Source organism: Bifidobacterium sp. ESL0682 (assembly GCF_029392815.1).
Taxonomy (GTDB): domain Bacteria; phylum Actinomycetota; class Actinomycetes; order Actinomycetales; family Bifidobacteriaceae; genus Bifidobacterium.
On sequence record NZ_CP113942.1, the window covers coordinates 379,846 to 395,917 of the forward strand.

9 protein-coding genes, 1 tRNA gene and 3 pseudogenes are annotated in these 16,072 nt (G+C 57.8%); 11 read left to right on the forward strand and 2 right to left on the reverse strand.

What is annotated here, in order from left to right:
• Positions 1-58: 58 nt before the first annotated feature.
• On the reverse strand, positions 59-685 hold the full coding sequence (locus OZX57_RS01525; RefSeq protein ID WP_277162441.1) for a hypothetical protein: 627 nt from the start codon (positions 683-685) through the stop codon (positions 59-61).
• A gap of 108 nt (positions 686-793) precedes the next feature.
• On the opposite strand from OZX57_RS01525, the gene OZX57_RS01530 reads away from it, so the two are divergent.
• From OZX57_RS01530 to OZX57_RS01555, 7 genes and pseudogenes are all read left to right on the forward strand, one after another.
• Positions 794-867 (forward strand) — tRNA-Arg (locus tag OZX57_RS01530).
• A gap of 355 nt (positions 868-1,222) precedes the next feature.
• Complete coding sequence (gene argS, locus OZX57_RS01535; protein WP_277162442.1) at positions 1,223-3,136, forward strand: arginine--tRNA ligase; 1,914 nt, start codon at positions 1,223-1,225, stop codon at positions 3,134-3,136.
• 234 nt (positions 3,137-3,370) lie between these two features.
• Positions 3,371-4,986, forward strand: a pseudogene (locus tag OZX57_RS01540) (diaminopimelate decarboxylase).
• A 302-nt stretch (positions 4,987-5,288) separates the two neighbouring features.
• Positions 5,289-6,596 (forward strand): homoserine dehydrogenase, encoded by a 1,308-nt coding sequence (locus OZX57_RS01545; protein ID WP_277162894.1) that lies wholly within the window; start codon positions 5,289-5,291, stop codon positions 6,594-6,596.
• A gap of 198 nt (positions 6,597-6,794) precedes the next feature.
• Positions 6,795-6,920, forward strand: a pseudogene (locus OZX57_RS08615) (homoserine kinase); the annotation flags it as partial.
• A 114-nt stretch (positions 6,921-7,034) separates the two neighbouring features.
• A pseudogene (locus OZX57_RS01550) lies at positions 7,035-7,940 on the forward strand (homoserine kinase); the annotation flags it as partial.
• A gap of 143 nt (positions 7,941-8,083) precedes the next feature.
• Complete coding sequence (locus OZX57_RS01555; protein WP_277162443.1) at positions 8,084-9,568, forward strand: Maf family protein; 1,485 nt, start codon at positions 8,084-8,086, stop codon at positions 9,566-9,568.
• 5 nt (positions 9,569-9,573) lie between these two features.
• Here the strand turns inward: OZX57_RS01555 and OZX57_RS01560 are convergent, their stop codons facing one another.
• A complete protein-coding gene (locus tag OZX57_RS01560) occupies positions 9,574-10,518 on the reverse strand; it encodes an AEC family transporter (RefSeq protein ID WP_277162444.1) in 945 nt (314 codons plus the stop codon).
• Positions 10,519-10,683: 165 nt separating this feature from the next.
• Between OZX57_RS01560 and dapE the strand changes: the two genes are divergently transcribed.
• From dapE to rpmA, 4 genes are all read left to right on the forward strand, one after another.
• Complete coding sequence (gene dapE / locus OZX57_RS01565) at positions 10,684-11,871, forward strand: succinyl-diaminopimelate desuccinylase (protein WP_277162445.1); 1,188 nt, start codon at positions 10,684-10,686, stop codon at positions 11,869-11,871.
• A gap of 264 nt (positions 11,872-12,135) precedes the next feature.
• Positions 12,136-15,252 carry an Rne/Rng family ribonuclease gene (locus tag OZX57_RS01570; RefSeq protein ID WP_277162446.1) on the forward strand — a complete coding sequence of 1,039 codons (3,117 nt, stop codon included), beginning with the start codon at positions 12,136-12,138 and terminating at the stop codon, positions 15,250-15,252.
• 211 nt (positions 15,253-15,463) lie between these two features.
• Positions 15,464-15,772, forward strand: coding sequence for a 50S ribosomal protein L21 (gene rplU / locus OZX57_RS01575; RefSeq protein WP_277143582.1), 309 nt, complete (start codon positions 15,464-15,466; stop codon positions 15,770-15,772).
• Positions 15,773-15,811: 39 nt separating this feature from the next.
• The gene (gene rpmA, locus OZX57_RS01580) at positions 15,812-16,063 is read left to right on the forward strand and encodes a 50S ribosomal protein L27 (RefSeq protein WP_277162447.1); all 252 of its coding nucleotides are present in this window, start codon (positions 15,812-15,814) and stop codon (positions 16,061-16,063) included.
• The last annotated feature ends 9 nt before the right edge of the window (positions 16,064-16,072 follow it).

Below are 16,072 nucleotides of genomic sequence, written 5' to 3' on the forward strand. Positions count from 1 at the left end.
GTAGGCTCGCCAGAGTGAGCCTTTATAGTGCAGTTATCCAAAGACGTATCGGCGTCGATTATTCGTGCCGATTGCGGCCGTAGATCTGCTCGAAGTGGGGGCCTTGCTCGGCCAGTTCGCGGTCGAAGTCCTTGTTCCATGTGCTAAACGGCCTGCCGGCGAGTCCGTCGTTGGAGAAGCGTGCCTGATCGGTGATTTCGGTGATGCAGAAGTCGGGGATGATGAGGTTCGTCACCGGCCTCGAACGCTTGGCCTCAGCCACGATGAGCGGCGCGTTCGACCCGCCGAACACGTCGATATCCCATCCATCCTCGCCAATCCATGCGGCAAAACGATTCTTGATGATGATTTCTCCGCCACGCTTGATGAGTTCTGCGGCGATGTTGGCATCGATTTCTCGTTCGGCCTCGTAACGGGTGCCGCCCACGGACGGTCCTTTGATGGCGACGGATGCCTCGGTGAAACTGTCTCGATACTGGTCGAGCACCGCCATTGCGTCGGTTTTGGCATCCATTTCAATGCGAATCTTTCGACTTAGCAGCCGCACGCGCAGCGCATAGTTGTCGGAGTGAACGTAATAACTCTGTACGATGAGCGTCGGCGCACTGCCGTCGTCCAGTTCCGCGGGCATGGTTCGACAGAAGAACCGCCGGTCGAATTCGAAGTCGTTCATTTCAGGAGCCATATTCCAAGTCTAGACGAAACGGCGGTGTCGCGCATTTTCCTATGCAGATATGTGATTCTTCATGCCACGCCGTTGGTCGGTTGCGGTGCTATGCTGTAACAGTTGTTTGGGTCCGTAGCTCAGCTGGATAGAGCGTTCGCCTCCGGAGCGAAAGGTCGTGGGTTCGAATCCCATCGGGCCCACAAAGTCAGCGATGTTGTTACATTTTTCAAATCTTTAGTAATTATTGGGCGCTGTATTGCAGCAAGTTGCGAATGAAAAATAGTTAAAAATGATCCGTGATATCTAAAAAGTTTAAACTGTACTTTAAACTATTCGTCAATTTCCCCAAAGTTTTCAGTGTACTTTAAACTTTTTCGTTTTTTGCAAAAAGCTGTAAGTATAAGTGAAACTTTTTGTATTATTTTCAAGTTTGTGATTAACGATATCGGGATTTGTTAAGTAACGGATTAAAATCGAAATCTCGATACCTTTGATTGGGTTTCAGTTATTTGGCTGTGATCCAGTTGGTTTACTCGGCAGGATAGACTGTGGAACATGAATCCTGAAGCGTTAAGTGAACTTATTTCTGATATTGCACATGGGCTGGTTGGCGCCGGTGAGGCTGGCGAACTGACCGTCGAATTGATTCCGGCTGTTGATAAGCTGGCGGTTATGCGGCCTAAGGACCGCGCGCACGGTGACTGGTCGTCGAACGTGGCGATGCAACTGGCCAAGAAGGCCGGCATGAAGCCGCGCGATCTGGCTGAGGCGTTCGCGGCGAAACTGCGTGATGCCGATGGCATCGCCTCTGTCGAAGTGGCCGGGCCCGGATTCATCAATATCACTCTTGATTCTGCTTCAGCTGCTGCCGTGGTCTCGCAGATTCTCGATCAGGCCGTTGAGATGGAGCCGGTCGATAAGGGTGTCGAGGTCTGGAAGGGCAAGGACGGAGATACCGAAACAAGTGCTGATTCCGAAGCGACTTCACAAACTGTGCATTCCACCAAGTTCGGCCTGAACGACCACTTGGGTGGCAAGACGCTCAATCTCGAGTTCGTTTCTGCCAACCCGACTGGCCCGATTCACATCGGCGGCGTGCGCTGGGCGGCGACCGGCGATGCCATGGCTCGTGTGCTCGAGGCCAACGGCGCCAAGGTGGTACGCGAATACTACTTCAACGACCACGGCGAGCAGATCAACCGCTTCGCCAAGTCGCTCGTTGCTGCAGCCCATGGTGAGGAAACTCCGTCGGATGGCTACAAAGGCACCTATATCAACGAAATCGCCGACCGCGTCATCGCCGAAGCCAAGGCCGATGGCATTGATGTGCTGAATCTGCCTCGCATCGACGGCGGCAAGGACAAGGACGGCAACGACCTGGGCGAGGGAGACTCCGAGCAGCGCGAAGAGTTCCGCAAGCGTGCGGTGCCGATGATGTTCGCCGAAATCCAGCAGTCCATGAAGGATTTCCGCGTCAACTTCGACGTGTGGTTCCATGAGAACAGCCTGTATCAGGACGGTGCCGTCAAAGAAGCCATTGCTAAGCTGCGCGAGCAGGGCGACATCTACGAGAAGGACGGAGCCACCTGGTTCGCCTCCACCAAACATGGAGACGACAAGGATCGCGTCATCATCAAGTCCAACGGTGAGTACGCCTACTTCGCCGCCGACATAGCCTATTACTACAACAAGCGTCATCGCGACGGCAAGCCTTCCATGCCTGCCGACATTGCGATTTACATGCTCGGCGCCGACCATCACGGCTACATCGGCCGCATGATGGCGATGTGCGCCGCGTTCGGCGACAAGCCCGGTGAGAACATGCAGATCCTCATCGGCCAGCTGGTCAACGTGATGAAGGACGGCAAGGCCGTGCGCATGTCCAAGCGCGCCGGCAACGTCGTCACTATCGACGACCTGGTGGAAGCCGTGGGTGTGGATGCCGCGCGTTACTCGCTGGCCCGCACCGATTACAACACCAGCGTCGACATTGACCTCGATGTTCTCGCCTCGCACACCAACGAGAATCCGGTCTATTACGTCCAGTATGCCCACGCCCGCAGCTGCAACGTCGATCGCAATGCTGAAGCCGCGAAGATCGATGCTACCATCGCCGATCTGTCGTTGCTCGACACCCCTGCCGACGGCGAGGTGCTCGGCGCTCTGGCCCAGTGGCCGTCCGTCGTCTCGGACGCAGGCGACCTGTGCGCCCCGCACAAGATCGCGCACTATCTGGAGACGCTCGCTGGCACCTACCACAAGTGGTACAACCTCGAGCGCGTGGTGCCGATGGATCTCACCGACCTCGAGGCCCGCGAAAAAGATGCCGAGAAGCTCGAGGCCGCACGGATTGCCAAGAACCCTGAGCCGGCCCGAGCCGCAGCCCGTCTGCAGCTGAACGATGCCGTCCAGCGTGTCATCGCCTCCGGCCTGGCAATGCTCGGTGTCACCGCGCCCGACAAGATGTAAGAGCATATATCGTTTGTGAGCGCCAAACATCCCGTCGAAATCGTAATTTCGGCGGGATGTCGTGTATTCCGAGCTGGATGGATCAACGCAATAGAGAGTCTCTGAAACAGATTTTTGGGAGAATTATTGAAATTTCAGATAGAAAGCAGCGAAAACGATCTGGTTTTCAAACTAATTCGCTATCGTTAGAGACAACTTAAAAATATCGTGACAGACGAAAAGAAGAGGCGGATTATGGGTATCACTCCGATTTGGCCGGAAGCGACGGCGTTCAACGATAACGGCGAACTGACGTTCCATGGGCACAGCGCAGCGTCGCTGCTCGACGAGTTTGGCTCGCCACTGTATCTGATCGATACCGATGAAGTGCGCAACCGCGCGCAAAAGTTCGTAGGTTCCGCTGCGAAGGCCTTCAATACCAATACCACCCACGTCAGCTTCGCGGGCAAGGCGTTCCTCTCCAAGGAAGTCGTGCGCATCGTCACGCAGGCTGGCATGTACGTCGATACCTGCTCAATGGGGAGATCCAGATCGCGCTCGCCGCCGGCGCTCCGGGCCGCAGACTCGTGCTGCATGGCAACAACAAATCCGATGAGGAGATCGAGCTGGCCATCAAGGAAGGCTTCTCGAAAATCGTCGTCGATTCGCCGGACGAACCTGCGCGCATTGCCGCCATCGCTCATCGCTTGGGCAAGCGCGCCCGCGTCATGCTGCGCGTCACCTCTGGAATCCACGCCGGTGGACATGAATACATTTCCACCGCCCACGAGGATCAGAAGTTCGGCGTTCCTCTGCTGCCGGCTGGTGTCGGCCCGGAAGTGCTTGAAATTATCGACAAACTCGGCAATCCGCAAAGTGCCTCGAATGCAGCAAGTGCCAATGATGCTGTTGCAGGTGCGTCGCCGTCCGCCGACACATCGAGCGAGTCCAAACTCGATTACTCCGTCAAATACCCTTATGATATGAGCCACGTCAAGGTCTCCGACGAGGATCGTGAGCTGGCCAAGGCCATGAACGCCGTGGCGGATGGCCCCGCGCTCGCCGTGCTCAAAGACATTTATTCCCGTCAGGAAGACCTTGAACTGGTCGGCATCCACTCCCATATCGGTTCGCAGATTCACGATGCCAGTGCCTTCATTGAAGCCGCACGGCGCATGATGCTGTTGCGCAAGACCTTCTACGCCACCGATGCCTACATCATGCCCGAGGTCGACTTGGGCGGTGGCTATTCCGTGGCCTACACCGATGCTGAGGATTCCATGGACATCGACGTCGAGCTTGGCCGCCTTGCGCAGGCCGTCGCTTCGATCAACAAGGCGCTCGGCATGCCGGCCCCGGTCATCTCCTTCGAGCCCGGTCGATGGATTGTCGCTCCGGCAGGTGTGACGCTGTATCGAGTCGGTACCATCAAACACGTCACGTTGCCGAAGGGCACGAAAGACGAGGCTGGCAACCCAATCAGCGAACGCACTTACGTTTCGGTCGATGGTGGCATGAGCGACAATATTCGTCCTGCGCTCTATGGAGCGGATTACACTGCGGTGCTCGCCAACCGCGATTGCGGCGGCGCGAAAGACGGAAACGGCAATCTCAAAGACTCCATGCTCGCCCGAGTGGTCGGTATGCACTGCGAATCCGGCGATATTCTTGTCCACGAATGCCGTTTGCCGCGCAATCTCAAGCGTGGCGACATCCTCGCCATTCCGGTCACCGGCGCCTACGGACGTACGATGGCCAGCAATTACAACCAAGCGCTCATCCCCGCCGTGGCCGCCGTCAGCGATCAGGATGCTCATCTCATGTTGCGTCGTCAGACCATCGACGACCTGCTCGATCTCGACGTGAGCTGACGGGCTACTGACATCATTGCCGATAAAGAGAATAATCGGCAACGATCAAGCATCGCATCAATCGGCATGATGACAAGCGAAATGCGACAAATTATTATTGCAGATGAGTGCTGGTGACACTTCAAAAATATGCTTCTGGAGTGATGCCGTCCTATCTGTCGGATTCACTCCCTAGGATTGAACAGTCTAACGTGTGGTGCAGCAAAAGCGATTGAAACGGGAGAATTATGGGTCAGGTGGAAGGTTTGTCGCAACAGGAAGCCGGTGGTGAAGGCAATGACGCGGAAGTGTCGCGCAAAGGTATTCACCACAGCTCAACCCCGATTCGTGTAGGTCTGCTTGGCGTTGGCACTGTCGGTTCCGAAGTCGCGAGAATACTTACCGAACAGAAGGACGAGCTCCAGCAGCGCATTGGACAGCCGCTTGAGATTTCCGGAATCGCCTGTCGTGACCCCGAAAAGGTCACTTTCCCATGGATCGATAAATCTCTACTCACCACCGACACCAAATACGTTGCCACACACAGCGACATTCTCGTCGAGCTCATCGGTGGGCTCGAGCCCGCACGCAGCCTGGTCTTGAAGGCGCTCGACAGCGGTGCTTCCGTGGTCACGGCCAACAAGGCGCTGCTGGCGAAATACGGTCCCGAAATCTATCGCACAGCCGAGGAAGACGGCGTCGATATCTACTTTGAAGCGGCCGTGGGTGGCGCGATTCCGCTGGTTCGTCCGCTCCGTGAATCTCTGGTGGGTGACAAGGTCACTAGCGTCCTGGGAATCCTCAACGGCACCACCAACTACATTCTTGACGAAATGACCACTAAAGGTCTCGATTTCGATGTGGCCTTGAAAGACGCGCAATCCAAGGGCTATGCCGAGGCCGATCCGACCGGTGACATCGAGGGTAAAGACGCGGCCAACAAGGCAGCCATCGTCGCTTCGCTTGCGTTCCATACGCCCGTGAGCATCGACGACGTCACTACGGAAGGCATCACCCGCATCACCGCCGATGACATCGCCTTGGCCAAAGCCGAAGGCAAAGTTATCAAGCTGCTTGCCGTGGTGGATAATGACGATAATGGTGTTTCCGCGCGCGTCTATCCGGCTCTCATTCCCGACGATCATCCGTTGGCTAGCGTCCACGGCAGCTTCAATGCCGCATTTATCCATGCTCAGGCGGCCGACGACCTCATGTTCTACGGACGTGGTGCCGGCGGCGCTCCCACGGCCTCTGCCGTTTTGGGTGATATCGTCACCGTCGCACGCCATATTGTCCAAGGCAGCACGGGCCCGCAGATTTCGATGTACCAGGACCTGCCCAAGGCCCCGCTGAGCGCTTCGAACGCTGCGTTCGCTGTACGTTTCCGCGTTTGCGACCGCCCCGGCATCCTTGCCGCGATTTCCAAGATTTTCGCCGACCACGGCGTCTCCATCAACGGCATCAACCAGGATTTGAAGCCCACCCCGCACGATCCGGGCTATTCCGGTGAGCTGCAGACCCTGCGCGTGGTGACTCACCAGTGCAATGAGAACACGTTGCGCGAGACGGTCGATGATGTCTGCAAATTCGATTTCGTCATCGGCGAGCCTTCGATTCTGCGCGAGATGTAGCCTCGCCGCATTCAATCTTGTATTGGATGTGCGGTTGGCTTTGTTGATATGGTTCAGACGTCGCTTCTGACATTTGGTGGCGTCTCGTGGACTTTGAGTTGGTGGGCGACCCATCCTGTTGATGTGGCTTTCGCGTTATTCTATTGTCATTGAGACGTAACGATGCAAACAGCAGGCGAGGAGACGGCTATGGCAGGAATGATGCCGAAGGTAAAACAGGTCAAGGTGCGGGTGCCGGCCACGAGTGCGAATCTCGGTTCCGGATTCGACACCGTCGGTCTGGCGTTGGATTATCACGACGAACTCACGTTTACGATTAATGAGACTGAGCTGGTTGATAATCATGGCGGCGAAGCTGATCAAGGTGGTCAACGTAATCAGCAAAGCCAAGGCAATCAACTCAACCAAAGCGACGCGGCCGTTTTCCCCGACACCGCCGCAACAGTGATCATTCATGGCGAAGGCGAAGACACTCTGCCTCGCGATGAGACGCATCTGGTCGTCTCGGCTTTCCGTAGGGCGTGCGAGGCGTTCGGATTGAGCCGTTTCGGTTTCACTCTTGAGGCGCACAACAACATTCCGCAGGCGCGTGGCATGGGCTCCTCGGCCGAGGCTATCGTCGCCGGCATCGCCGCGGCCGCCGCATTCGCGCAGGGTGACGCCGATTTCAATCGTGAGACGATTTTCCAGATGGCCGCTTCCATCGAGGGCCACCCAGACAACGTGGCTCCGGCGGTTTATGGTGGACTGACGGTCTCGTGGAATTTCGAGACCGCAGAAGGTGTGGGCTCTGTGGGCATCCCCGGCGGTGAGCCGTTGCTCGCCGGTTTCCATACGGTCAATTATCCGGTGGCCGAATCCATGACTGCCGCCGTTTTCGTCCCTGATTTCGAGCTTTCCACGCAAAAAGCGCGCGAGGCTCTGCCTCAAAAGCTTCCATACAAGGATGCGGTGTTCAACATCTCTCGCGTCGCGCTGCTGCCGGCCGCGATGAATCCGATGAATATTGCCGGAGCCGAAACCGAAGGGTCTGAAAACCCGGACGACGTTGCTCACCATGATCTGGCATCAAAGGCGAACGCCATGCTGTTCGCCGCCACACAAGACAAGCTCCACCAGCCTTATCGCAAAGGGCTCATGCAGCCTTCGTGGGATTTGATCGAGACCTTGCGTGCCAAGGGTTTCGCGGCCGCGGTCTCGGGAGCTGGACCATGCGTTTTGGTACTTCATTACGGCGACGCCTCGACGCAAATCGACGAGATTGCCGCCTCCCAGCTGGCGAGCGGCCACTGGCGAGTTCTCCATCTTCCCGTCAGTTCCCAAGGCGTTCAGGTTGAGCTCTAGCTTCGGTCAAGGAGCCGATGGAACGGTATCGTTCGCGGTCTCTGAAATTTATTTGATTTGCCCTGACATCAGACACGGGATTTGGGTAGGGTAGCAGTAGATATGTTGTGTGCCGGTCGAGCCGGTGAAATGTTTGGAGTGTTATGTCGATTCCGCTGATTCTCGCCTCGCAGTCGCCCTCGCGACGCAATGTGCTCAATGCCGCTGGCATCAGCCCGACCATCCACGTCTCGCACGTCGATGAGCCGGCTGCCGTCGCCGCCGAGGCGAAGGCGCGTGGCGTCACGGTCGAAGATCTCAGCTGCGAGCAGCGCGTGATGATTCTGGCGCAGGCTAAGGCGCAGAGCGTCTATCAGGCTTATCGGCAGGTTGCCGAGACCGCAAAGGACGCCGGTGGTGAGCAGGTGACCGCCTATCCACTGCAAGCGGTGACGGACGATGATTCCGCTGACGAGGCAGCCCAAGCGGATTTGGAGCCGGCGAATGGCGATGTGACGACGATAACTCGCGATTTTTCTGACGTCACGGTGCCGGTCGAGGCCGAGCCGATGAAGGTAGCGTTGACTGAGCATCCAGGGTTTGCCAATGCCGAAGTTGGGCCGTTGATTATCGGTTGCGATTCCATGTTCCTCTTTGAGGGCAAGGCACTGGGCAAGCCGCATACCCCGGAGGTCGCATGTGAACGGCTGCGCGCCATGCGTGGCAAGTCGGGGGAATTGTGGACCGGTCATTGCTTGATTGATTTCGCCACCGGTCGCCAGGAGCTCGAATCCAGTCGTGCCACGGTGCGTTTTGGTGATTATTCCGACCGTGACATCGAGGCATACATCGCCTCCGGCGAGCCGTTGGAAGTTGCCGGTTGCTTTACGCTGGAAGGCCTTGGCGGCGCGTTCATTGACGGCGTTGACGGCGACCCTAGCGGTGTGCTTGGCCTGAGCCTGCCACTGCTGCGTCGCATGGTCGAGAAGATGGGCGTGGCATGGACGGATCTGTGGAATGTCGGTCTCGGCAGAGTAGCTGCGGTGAACTTGGCAGGTCAAGCCAAGTCAGCTTCGGTCGATTCAGCTAAAGGTGAGGTCGATACCATTCAAGAGCAGGCCGCATCGGTGGTTCCGCCGAAAGACAATGTTCATCAGCCCGGTGATGGGTGGGTGGATTGCGCCTGCGGCCGTCGCCACTGGGGTCTGAACGGTGCTGCCGGTGTGCTGCTCGCTCGTCGTAGCAAGGAAACTGGCGAAGTCACCGATATTGTCATGCAGCATCGGGCGATGTGGAGTGCGGAGGGCGGCACGTGGGGCATTCCCGGCGGGGCGCTCGCCGATGGCGAAAGTCCAATCGAGGGCGCGTTGCGTGAAAGCTACGAGGAAGCGAACTTCACTCCGGAGGATATCGAGGTCATCGGCACGCATCGTGAGGAACACGGCCCGTGGGCCTACACCACGGTTTTCGCCTTTGAAAAGCCGGGCCACGAGGTCAATCCGCGTCCCAACGACGACGAAAGCATGGAAATCGCATGGATTCCGGTAGATGAGGTTCCCAAGCGCAAGCTCTTGACTGCAATGAACGCCGATTGGCCCCATTTCGTCGAGCGTCTCAACATTCTGGCTGCTGATTACCACAACCGGTAGAGGCGTCAGCTTAGCAGTGCCGCGATGATGGCGATGACAATGGGGCTGGTGATCGTGGAAATCAGCACGCCATCGCGGGCGAAGGTCATGCCGACGTTGTAGCGGGCCGCGTAGTTGTAGACGTTCTGGCCTGCCGGTAGCGCCGCGAGCACGACGCAGGCGTAAAGCACCTTGCCGCGGAAGCCCATGATGAAGAACGCGATGAGGAAGGCGATGAGCGGCATCACCACGTTCTTCAGAACGGTGACCGCAATGACAGCCGAGCGCGAGCTCTTGTTGTTCTGCATCGGCTGGGAACCATGCAGCGACATGCCGAACGCCATCAGGATCATCGGCACAGCCGCCTGCCCGATCATGTTGACCGGGTCGTAGATGAATTTCGGAATCGGATAGTAGCCGATCCAAGCGCTGATGGCCGAAACCAGAATCCCGCCAAGTGAGCCGATGAGCAGCGGCTGGTGCAGCGGTTGCATCAGTGCCTTCTTGAGCGACATCTTGCCGGTGGTCGTGTAGTCGAGCACGGTCAAGGCGATAGGCGTGAAAATCGCCTGCTGCATCACCAGAATCGGCGCGACCAGCGCAGGGTTGCCGAGAATGTAGGTAGCGATGGGCAAACCGATGTTGTTGGAATTGAGATAGAGCGAGTTGAGCGCGCCCACTGTGGCGTCGGCCGGACCCATATGGAAGAACATCTTGTTCAAGATCAGGAAGAGCACACCTACAGCCAATGCCGAGAAGAATGCGACGATAATCGAGGGGTGGAAGATTTCCAAGATTGGCTCTTTGGAAAGGATCGCGAACATCAAGAACGGGTTGGTGACGAAGAACGCGTAGCGGTTCAGCACCATCTGCGCGGTCGGTCCGCCGATGTTGAAACGTGCGGCTACATAGCCGGTGCCGATGATGATGGCGATAACCACGAACCCTTGCATCGCGCTCAGCAGACCCATGAATCTCTCCCTTTGTGTGGCTGAAATAAAACCACGACTACCTTAATATAGTGCCTCGTTGTCGGCGATTTGTGAAGATGTATATCATGTGGACGTCATCTGTTCAATAACTTATGCGGTCCTTTGCCTTTGCGGAATAGGGCACGGGTTCGCTAGGATGAAACCATGAGTTTGACGATAAAGCAGGGAGCCACGCGCGAGGCTGCGCTGGTCGGGTTGTTCGAAGCATTGATGAAGTCGTATTCCGTCTCCGACGATGAGACGGCGCTCGCCGACGAGGTTGAGGAGTTTTTGCGTAGTCAGCCTCATCTCACGGTTCACCGCATGGGTGACACGGTGGTTGCGTCGACTTCGTTGGGTCGTGAGCAGCGGGTCGTGCTTGCCGGCCATCTCGATACGGTTCCGGTCATCGACAACTTCCCGCCTGTCTGGCTCGAGCCGGGTGACAAGCGCATCCGTGAGGATGTGGCGAAGGCGTATCCTGCAGATCGTGTGATGTTCGGACGCGGTGCGACGGATATGAAGGCTAGCGACGCGGTGATGCTGTATCTCGCTGCAACGATGACGGATCCGAAATACGATCTGACATTCGTCTTCTACGACCACGAGGAGGTCGTGGCGGAAAAGAATGGACTGGGCAAGGTCGCCAAGGCTCATCCCGACTGGATTCAGGGCGATTTCGCCATCATCGGCGAGCCGACCGATTGCGGTATCGAAGGCGGTTGCAACGGCACCATGCGTTTCGACGTCGTCACCCACGGTGTCGCCGCGCATTCCGCCCGCGCATGGATGGGCGAGAATGCCATCCACAAGGCCGCACCGGTGCTTGACCGGCTTGCCGCCTATGTTCCCCAAGACGTGGAAGTGGACGGGCTGACCTACCGCGAAGGTGTCAACGCCACTCTGATTTCCGGCGGCAAAGGCACCAACGTCATTCCCGACGAATGCCGTATTCACGTCAATTACCGTTTCGCGCCCGACAAGGACCTGCCGGCTGCCAAGGCGCTGATGATGGGGGCCGATTCCGGTGCCGAGATGGGCAACGGCGAGCACAAGGCCACCGGAGGCATGTTTGAAGGTTTCGATATCGAGATGAAGGACGAATCTCCGTCCGCGCGCCCGGGCATGGATGCCCCGCTGACACGTTCCCTGGCCAAGTTGGTCGAAGAGCAAACCGGGCTCGCACCTCAGGCGAAGCTTGGCTGGACCGATGTCGCCCGTTTCTCGTCGATCGGCGTTCCTGCCGTCAATCTCGGCGCGGGTTCACCGTTGCTGGCGCATAAGGCCGATGAGCAAATTCCGGAAAGCCAGCTCACGCTGATGGCCGACATTCTTGGAAGTTGGCTGCGCTGACGGTTTGGTGTTGAATTTGCGGTCAATATGATAATTCCGATCATAATGGCGCGTGATTGACGTACAATAAACGCAGGTAATTCTGCAAGTTGCCGAATTCCGATGGCGTTGATCCCCTCGCGTGTCAATCCGCAAGTGCCGGTGTCCGCTGTCGTGAACGTATGACTTTTAGAAATGCTGGCTACGAGCGCAATTGTTGCGTGGCCGCGGTGAGAGCGTGGCGTGAGAGCCGTAGACGGCCGGATAAGCCGACATGGTTGCAGCATGTCGCCAAGGAGCATTGTGCCCAGAACAACCCGAGGCGGGGTCGATCAAATCGACGACGCCAAATTAAGCGATATCAATTCATCTTCTGCATCTTCTTCGAACGACACCGAACCCACTAAACGCCATCGTGTGGTCCGCCGCCGTGTGGTTCGTGGCGCAGGCGCGGCCGATGCCGATGTGGCGTTGAAGGTCGAGGAACGCGAGAGCGCCAAATCGACGGAGAATGTCAAGGAAACGTCCGAAGACGATGCCTCTGCCAAGGAAACGGTGAAAACTCGGAGCGCAGGAACGCGGAAATCCGCATCGAATACCCGCTCTTCAACGGCAGCGAAAAGGACCCGTACGCGTAGCCGTGTTCGTGACGACGAAGCACTCGATGACGATTCTCGAGCACGAAGCCGTAGTGCCAGAAACGATGACGACGATATGGAAGCTACGTCGAACCGCAGCCGTCGTACCAGTCGCTCCCGTTCCCGCAGCGTGTCCAAAAACTCTGCACCGGCAAATGATGATGTGGAATTCAAGATTGAAGCGACCGAAGATCGTGCTATCGACGCCGTTGAAGGATTGCCGAAAGGCCACGAAAGCCGCCATACGCCTCGTCCGATGACCTCACTGCTCTTCCAGGAACCGGTACTTCCGGGCGTTGAAGATGATGAGGATGAGTCGAAGGGAACTCGTCGGCGCACCCGTTCCCGTAGCCAGGAAGAGAACGAGGATGATGAGCGCCGTGTGGAGCGCGGGTCTCGTCGTTCCTCGCGTTCCTCTCGTACCACCCGCTCGCGTCGCGGTGCCGAGTTCGCTGATGAGGATTCGGATGAACCTCGCGCAGAACGTGGTAGCAGGTCCGTCTCCAGGCGAGGCCGTTCGAACGACCGCGATTATGTGGACGAGAATGAAAGCTCCTCGCGTTCTGTCCGTCGTTCGCGCCGTGATGATGACGATGATATTTATGACGAAGAGGCAGCCGAGCGCACCGAGCGCCGCACGCATCGCCGCCGCAGGCTCAATGCCGAGGAACGGCATGCCGCCGATGAGATTGAACAGATCGAGGAAGACCTCGAGGATGACGACATCATCTATCGCCCGATTGACGATGTTGAAGCCGAACAGTCCGAAGCGAGGTCGCGTCGAGGACGCGGCAGTGAACGTCCGTCCGAGCGTAGCTCACGTCGTTCCCGTGGTGCACGTGGTTCCAGCCGCAGCGAACGTGATGAAGACGAGGATGAGGAAGAAGAGAACGAAAGCCGTAGCAGCCGTTCTCGTGGTTCGCGCAGCGAACGTGATGAGGATTCGTCAAGCCGTGGCGAGACCCGCCGCCGTAGGCGCCGTGAATCCGATGAGGAAAGCGACGATCAGCCGCTGACCCGTCGTCGTCGCCGTCACCGCGGTTCCAAGGGCGAGGAAAACGATAGTGGTCGCGATTCGTCGCGTTCCAATTCTCGTCGCTCGCGCAAGCAGCAGTATATCGACGAAATCACCGACATCGAAGGCTCCACCCGTCTCGAGGCCAAGAAGCAGCGCCGCCGCGACAACCGCCGCGAACGCAGCCGTCAGAACCAGCTGATCGAGCAGGACTTTCTCGCCCGTCGCGAGAACGTCGATCGCTTGATGGTCGTGCGTGAAAGAGGCCAGCACACTCAGATTTCCGTGATCGAAGACAACGTGCTCGTCGAGCACTACGTTTCCGATATCCAGGAAGTCGCCACCGTCGGCAACATCTACCTGGGCCGCGTACAGAACGTGCTGCCCAGCATGGAGGCCGCGTTCGTCGACATCGGCCAGCCGCGCAACGGTGTGCTTTATGCCGGCGAAGTTAACTGGGACACCACGCGTCTCGAAGGTCAGCCGCGCCGCATCGAGCTGGCGTTCAAGTCCGGTGATCCGGTGCTGGTGCAGGTCACCAAGGATCCGATTGGCCACAAGGGTGCACGTCTGACCTCTCAGGTTACTCTTGCGGGCCGTTTCCTGGTGCTTGTTCCCTCCGGCGGCATGACCGGTGTAAGCCGTAAGCTGCCCGAACGCGAACGCGGTAGGCTCAAGTCCATCGTCTCCAAGATCGCTCCGAAGGATATGGGCGTCATCATCCGTACCGCCGCCGACGGTGCCAGTGAAGAGGCACTCAAGAAGGATCTCGAGAACCTGCAGCGCCAGTGGAGCAAGATTGAAGACAAGCGCAAGCTTTATCACAACGGCAAGCGCGCCAAGCTGCTGCAAGGTGAGCCCGACGTCGCCATCCGCGTGGTGCGCGACATCTTCAACGACGACTTCTCCAAGCTCATCGTCGAGGGTGACAAGGTCTACGATCGCATCGAGGAATACCTCGACACCATGGCTCCCGACCTCAAGGATCGCCTCGAGAAGTGGGATCCGGAAGAGCATCAGGGCAAGGATGTGTTCGATAAGTGGCAGATTGATTCCCAGCTTCGCAAGGGCATGGAGCGTCAGGTCTACCTGCCCAGCGGCGGTTCGATCGTCATCGATCGCACCGAGGCCATGACCACCATCGATGTCAACACTGGCCGATTCATCGGCAAAGGCAAGTCGCTCGAGGAGACGGTCACCCGTTGCAACCTCGAAGCGAGCGAAGAGATCGCCCGTCAACTGCGTCTGCGCGACATCGGCGGCATGATCATGATTGATTACGTCGACATGGTGATGCCCGCCAACCGCGACCTCGTGCTGCGTCGCCTGGTCGAATGCCTCGCGCGTGACCGAACCAAGCATCAGGTGGCTGAAGTCACCTCACTGGGCCTTGTACAGATGACCCGTAAGCGTATCGGCCAGGGACTGGTGGAAGCGTTCTCCGAGGAATGCCCGACCTGCAAGGGCCGCGGCTTCATTCTCCACGACGAGCCCACGATTTCCGCCGATTACTCCGATCCCTACGCCATGAAGGGCGGCGATCCGTTCGTCCACACCAACAAGCACGGCCACGGCAGTGCTCCCGAGGTGCAGGCTCCGAAGGGTTCCAGCCCGGCGGTCAAGGCCAAGCTGGCGCAGATTGCGGCAGCTGCGGTGGCAGCTAATGACGATGACAAGGAAGATGTGTCCGATTCGGATTCGTCTGCTGAAGTGGATACGAATTCCGAGTCCTCGATGCAAGAGGACTGAGGCAACCAGTCCGGAGTTCCCGGTTTCGCTTTCGCCTGTCTTTGGCGAAATCGGGAATGCAACACCCTAACCCGGCCATAACGTACCGACATGCCGTTATCATTGATTGACGTTAGTACGTGGGTCGGTGTACTCTAAAAGACTGGTGTCTGGCCGTGGAAGTCGAAGACGTGCTGGGCAGTTTAGCTTTCGAAATAGCAAGGAACGAGATATGTACGCGATTGTGAAGGCCGGTGGCCATCAGGAAAAGGTCGAGGTCGGTGACGTCATCCTGGTCAACCGTCTCAATGCGAAGAAGGGCGATACCGTGGAATTCCCGGTCGCGCTCGTGGTCGACGGCGCCAAGGTGACGCTCGCCGCCAAGGATCTTGCCAAGGTTTCCGTCAAGGCTGAGGTTGTTGACGATGAGGCCAAGGGTCCGAAGATCAACATTCAGAAGTTCAAGAACAAGACTGGTGTCGCCCGTCGTAAGGGTCATCGTCAGCCGCTTTCCGTCATCAAGATCACGGCAATCGCCTGATTTCGGGTTACGGTAATTAAGGACTGAAAGGAACAGACAATGGCACATAAGAAGGGCGCATCCGCTTCCCGCAACGGTCGCGATTCAAGCGCGCAATACCTGGGCGTCAAGAAGTTCGGTGGCGAGGCTGTCGTCGCCGGCAACATCATCGTTCGTCAGCGTGGCACCAAGTTCCACGCCGGCCAGAACGTCGGCACCGGCAAGGATCACACCTTGTTCGCGCTGTCCGACGGCAATGTGAAGTTCGGCGTTCGCCGCGACCGCAAGGTTGTCGACGTAGTCTCCGAGTGAGACCCGAGC

Excerpts from the sequence above, each read along its gene's own strand:
- OZX57_RS01525 (WP_277162441.1), bottom strand. The coding sequence starts at position 685 with ATGGCTCCTGAAATGAACGACTTCGAATTCGACCGGCGGTTCTTCTGT.
- rplU (WP_277143582.1), top strand. The coding sequence starts at position 15,464 with ATGTACGCGATTGTGAAGGCCGGTGGCCATCAGGAAAAGGTCGAGGTC.
- rpmA (WP_277162447.1), top strand. The coding sequence starts at position 15,812 with ATGGCACATAAGAAGGGCGCATCCGCTTCCCGCAACGGTCGCGATTCA.
- OZX57_RS01560 (WP_277162444.1), bottom strand. The coding sequence starts at position 10,518 with ATGGGTCTGCTGAGCGCGATGCAAGGGTTCGTGGTTATCGCCATCATC.
- OZX57_RS01555 (WP_277162443.1), top strand. The coding sequence starts at position 8,084 with ATGTCGATTCCGCTGATTCTCGCCTCGCAGTCGCCCTCGCGACGCAAT.
- argS (WP_277162442.1), top strand. The coding sequence starts at position 1,223 with ATGAATCCTGAAGCGTTAAGTGAACTTATTTCTGATATTGCACATGGG.
- OZX57_RS01570 (WP_277162446.1), top strand. The coding sequence starts at position 12,136 with ATGTCGCCAAGGAGCATTGTGCCCAGAACAACCCGAGGCGGGGTCGAT.
- dapE (WP_277162445.1), top strand. The coding sequence starts at position 10,684 with ATGAGTTTGACGATAAAGCAGGGAGCCACGCGCGAGGCTGCGCTGGTC.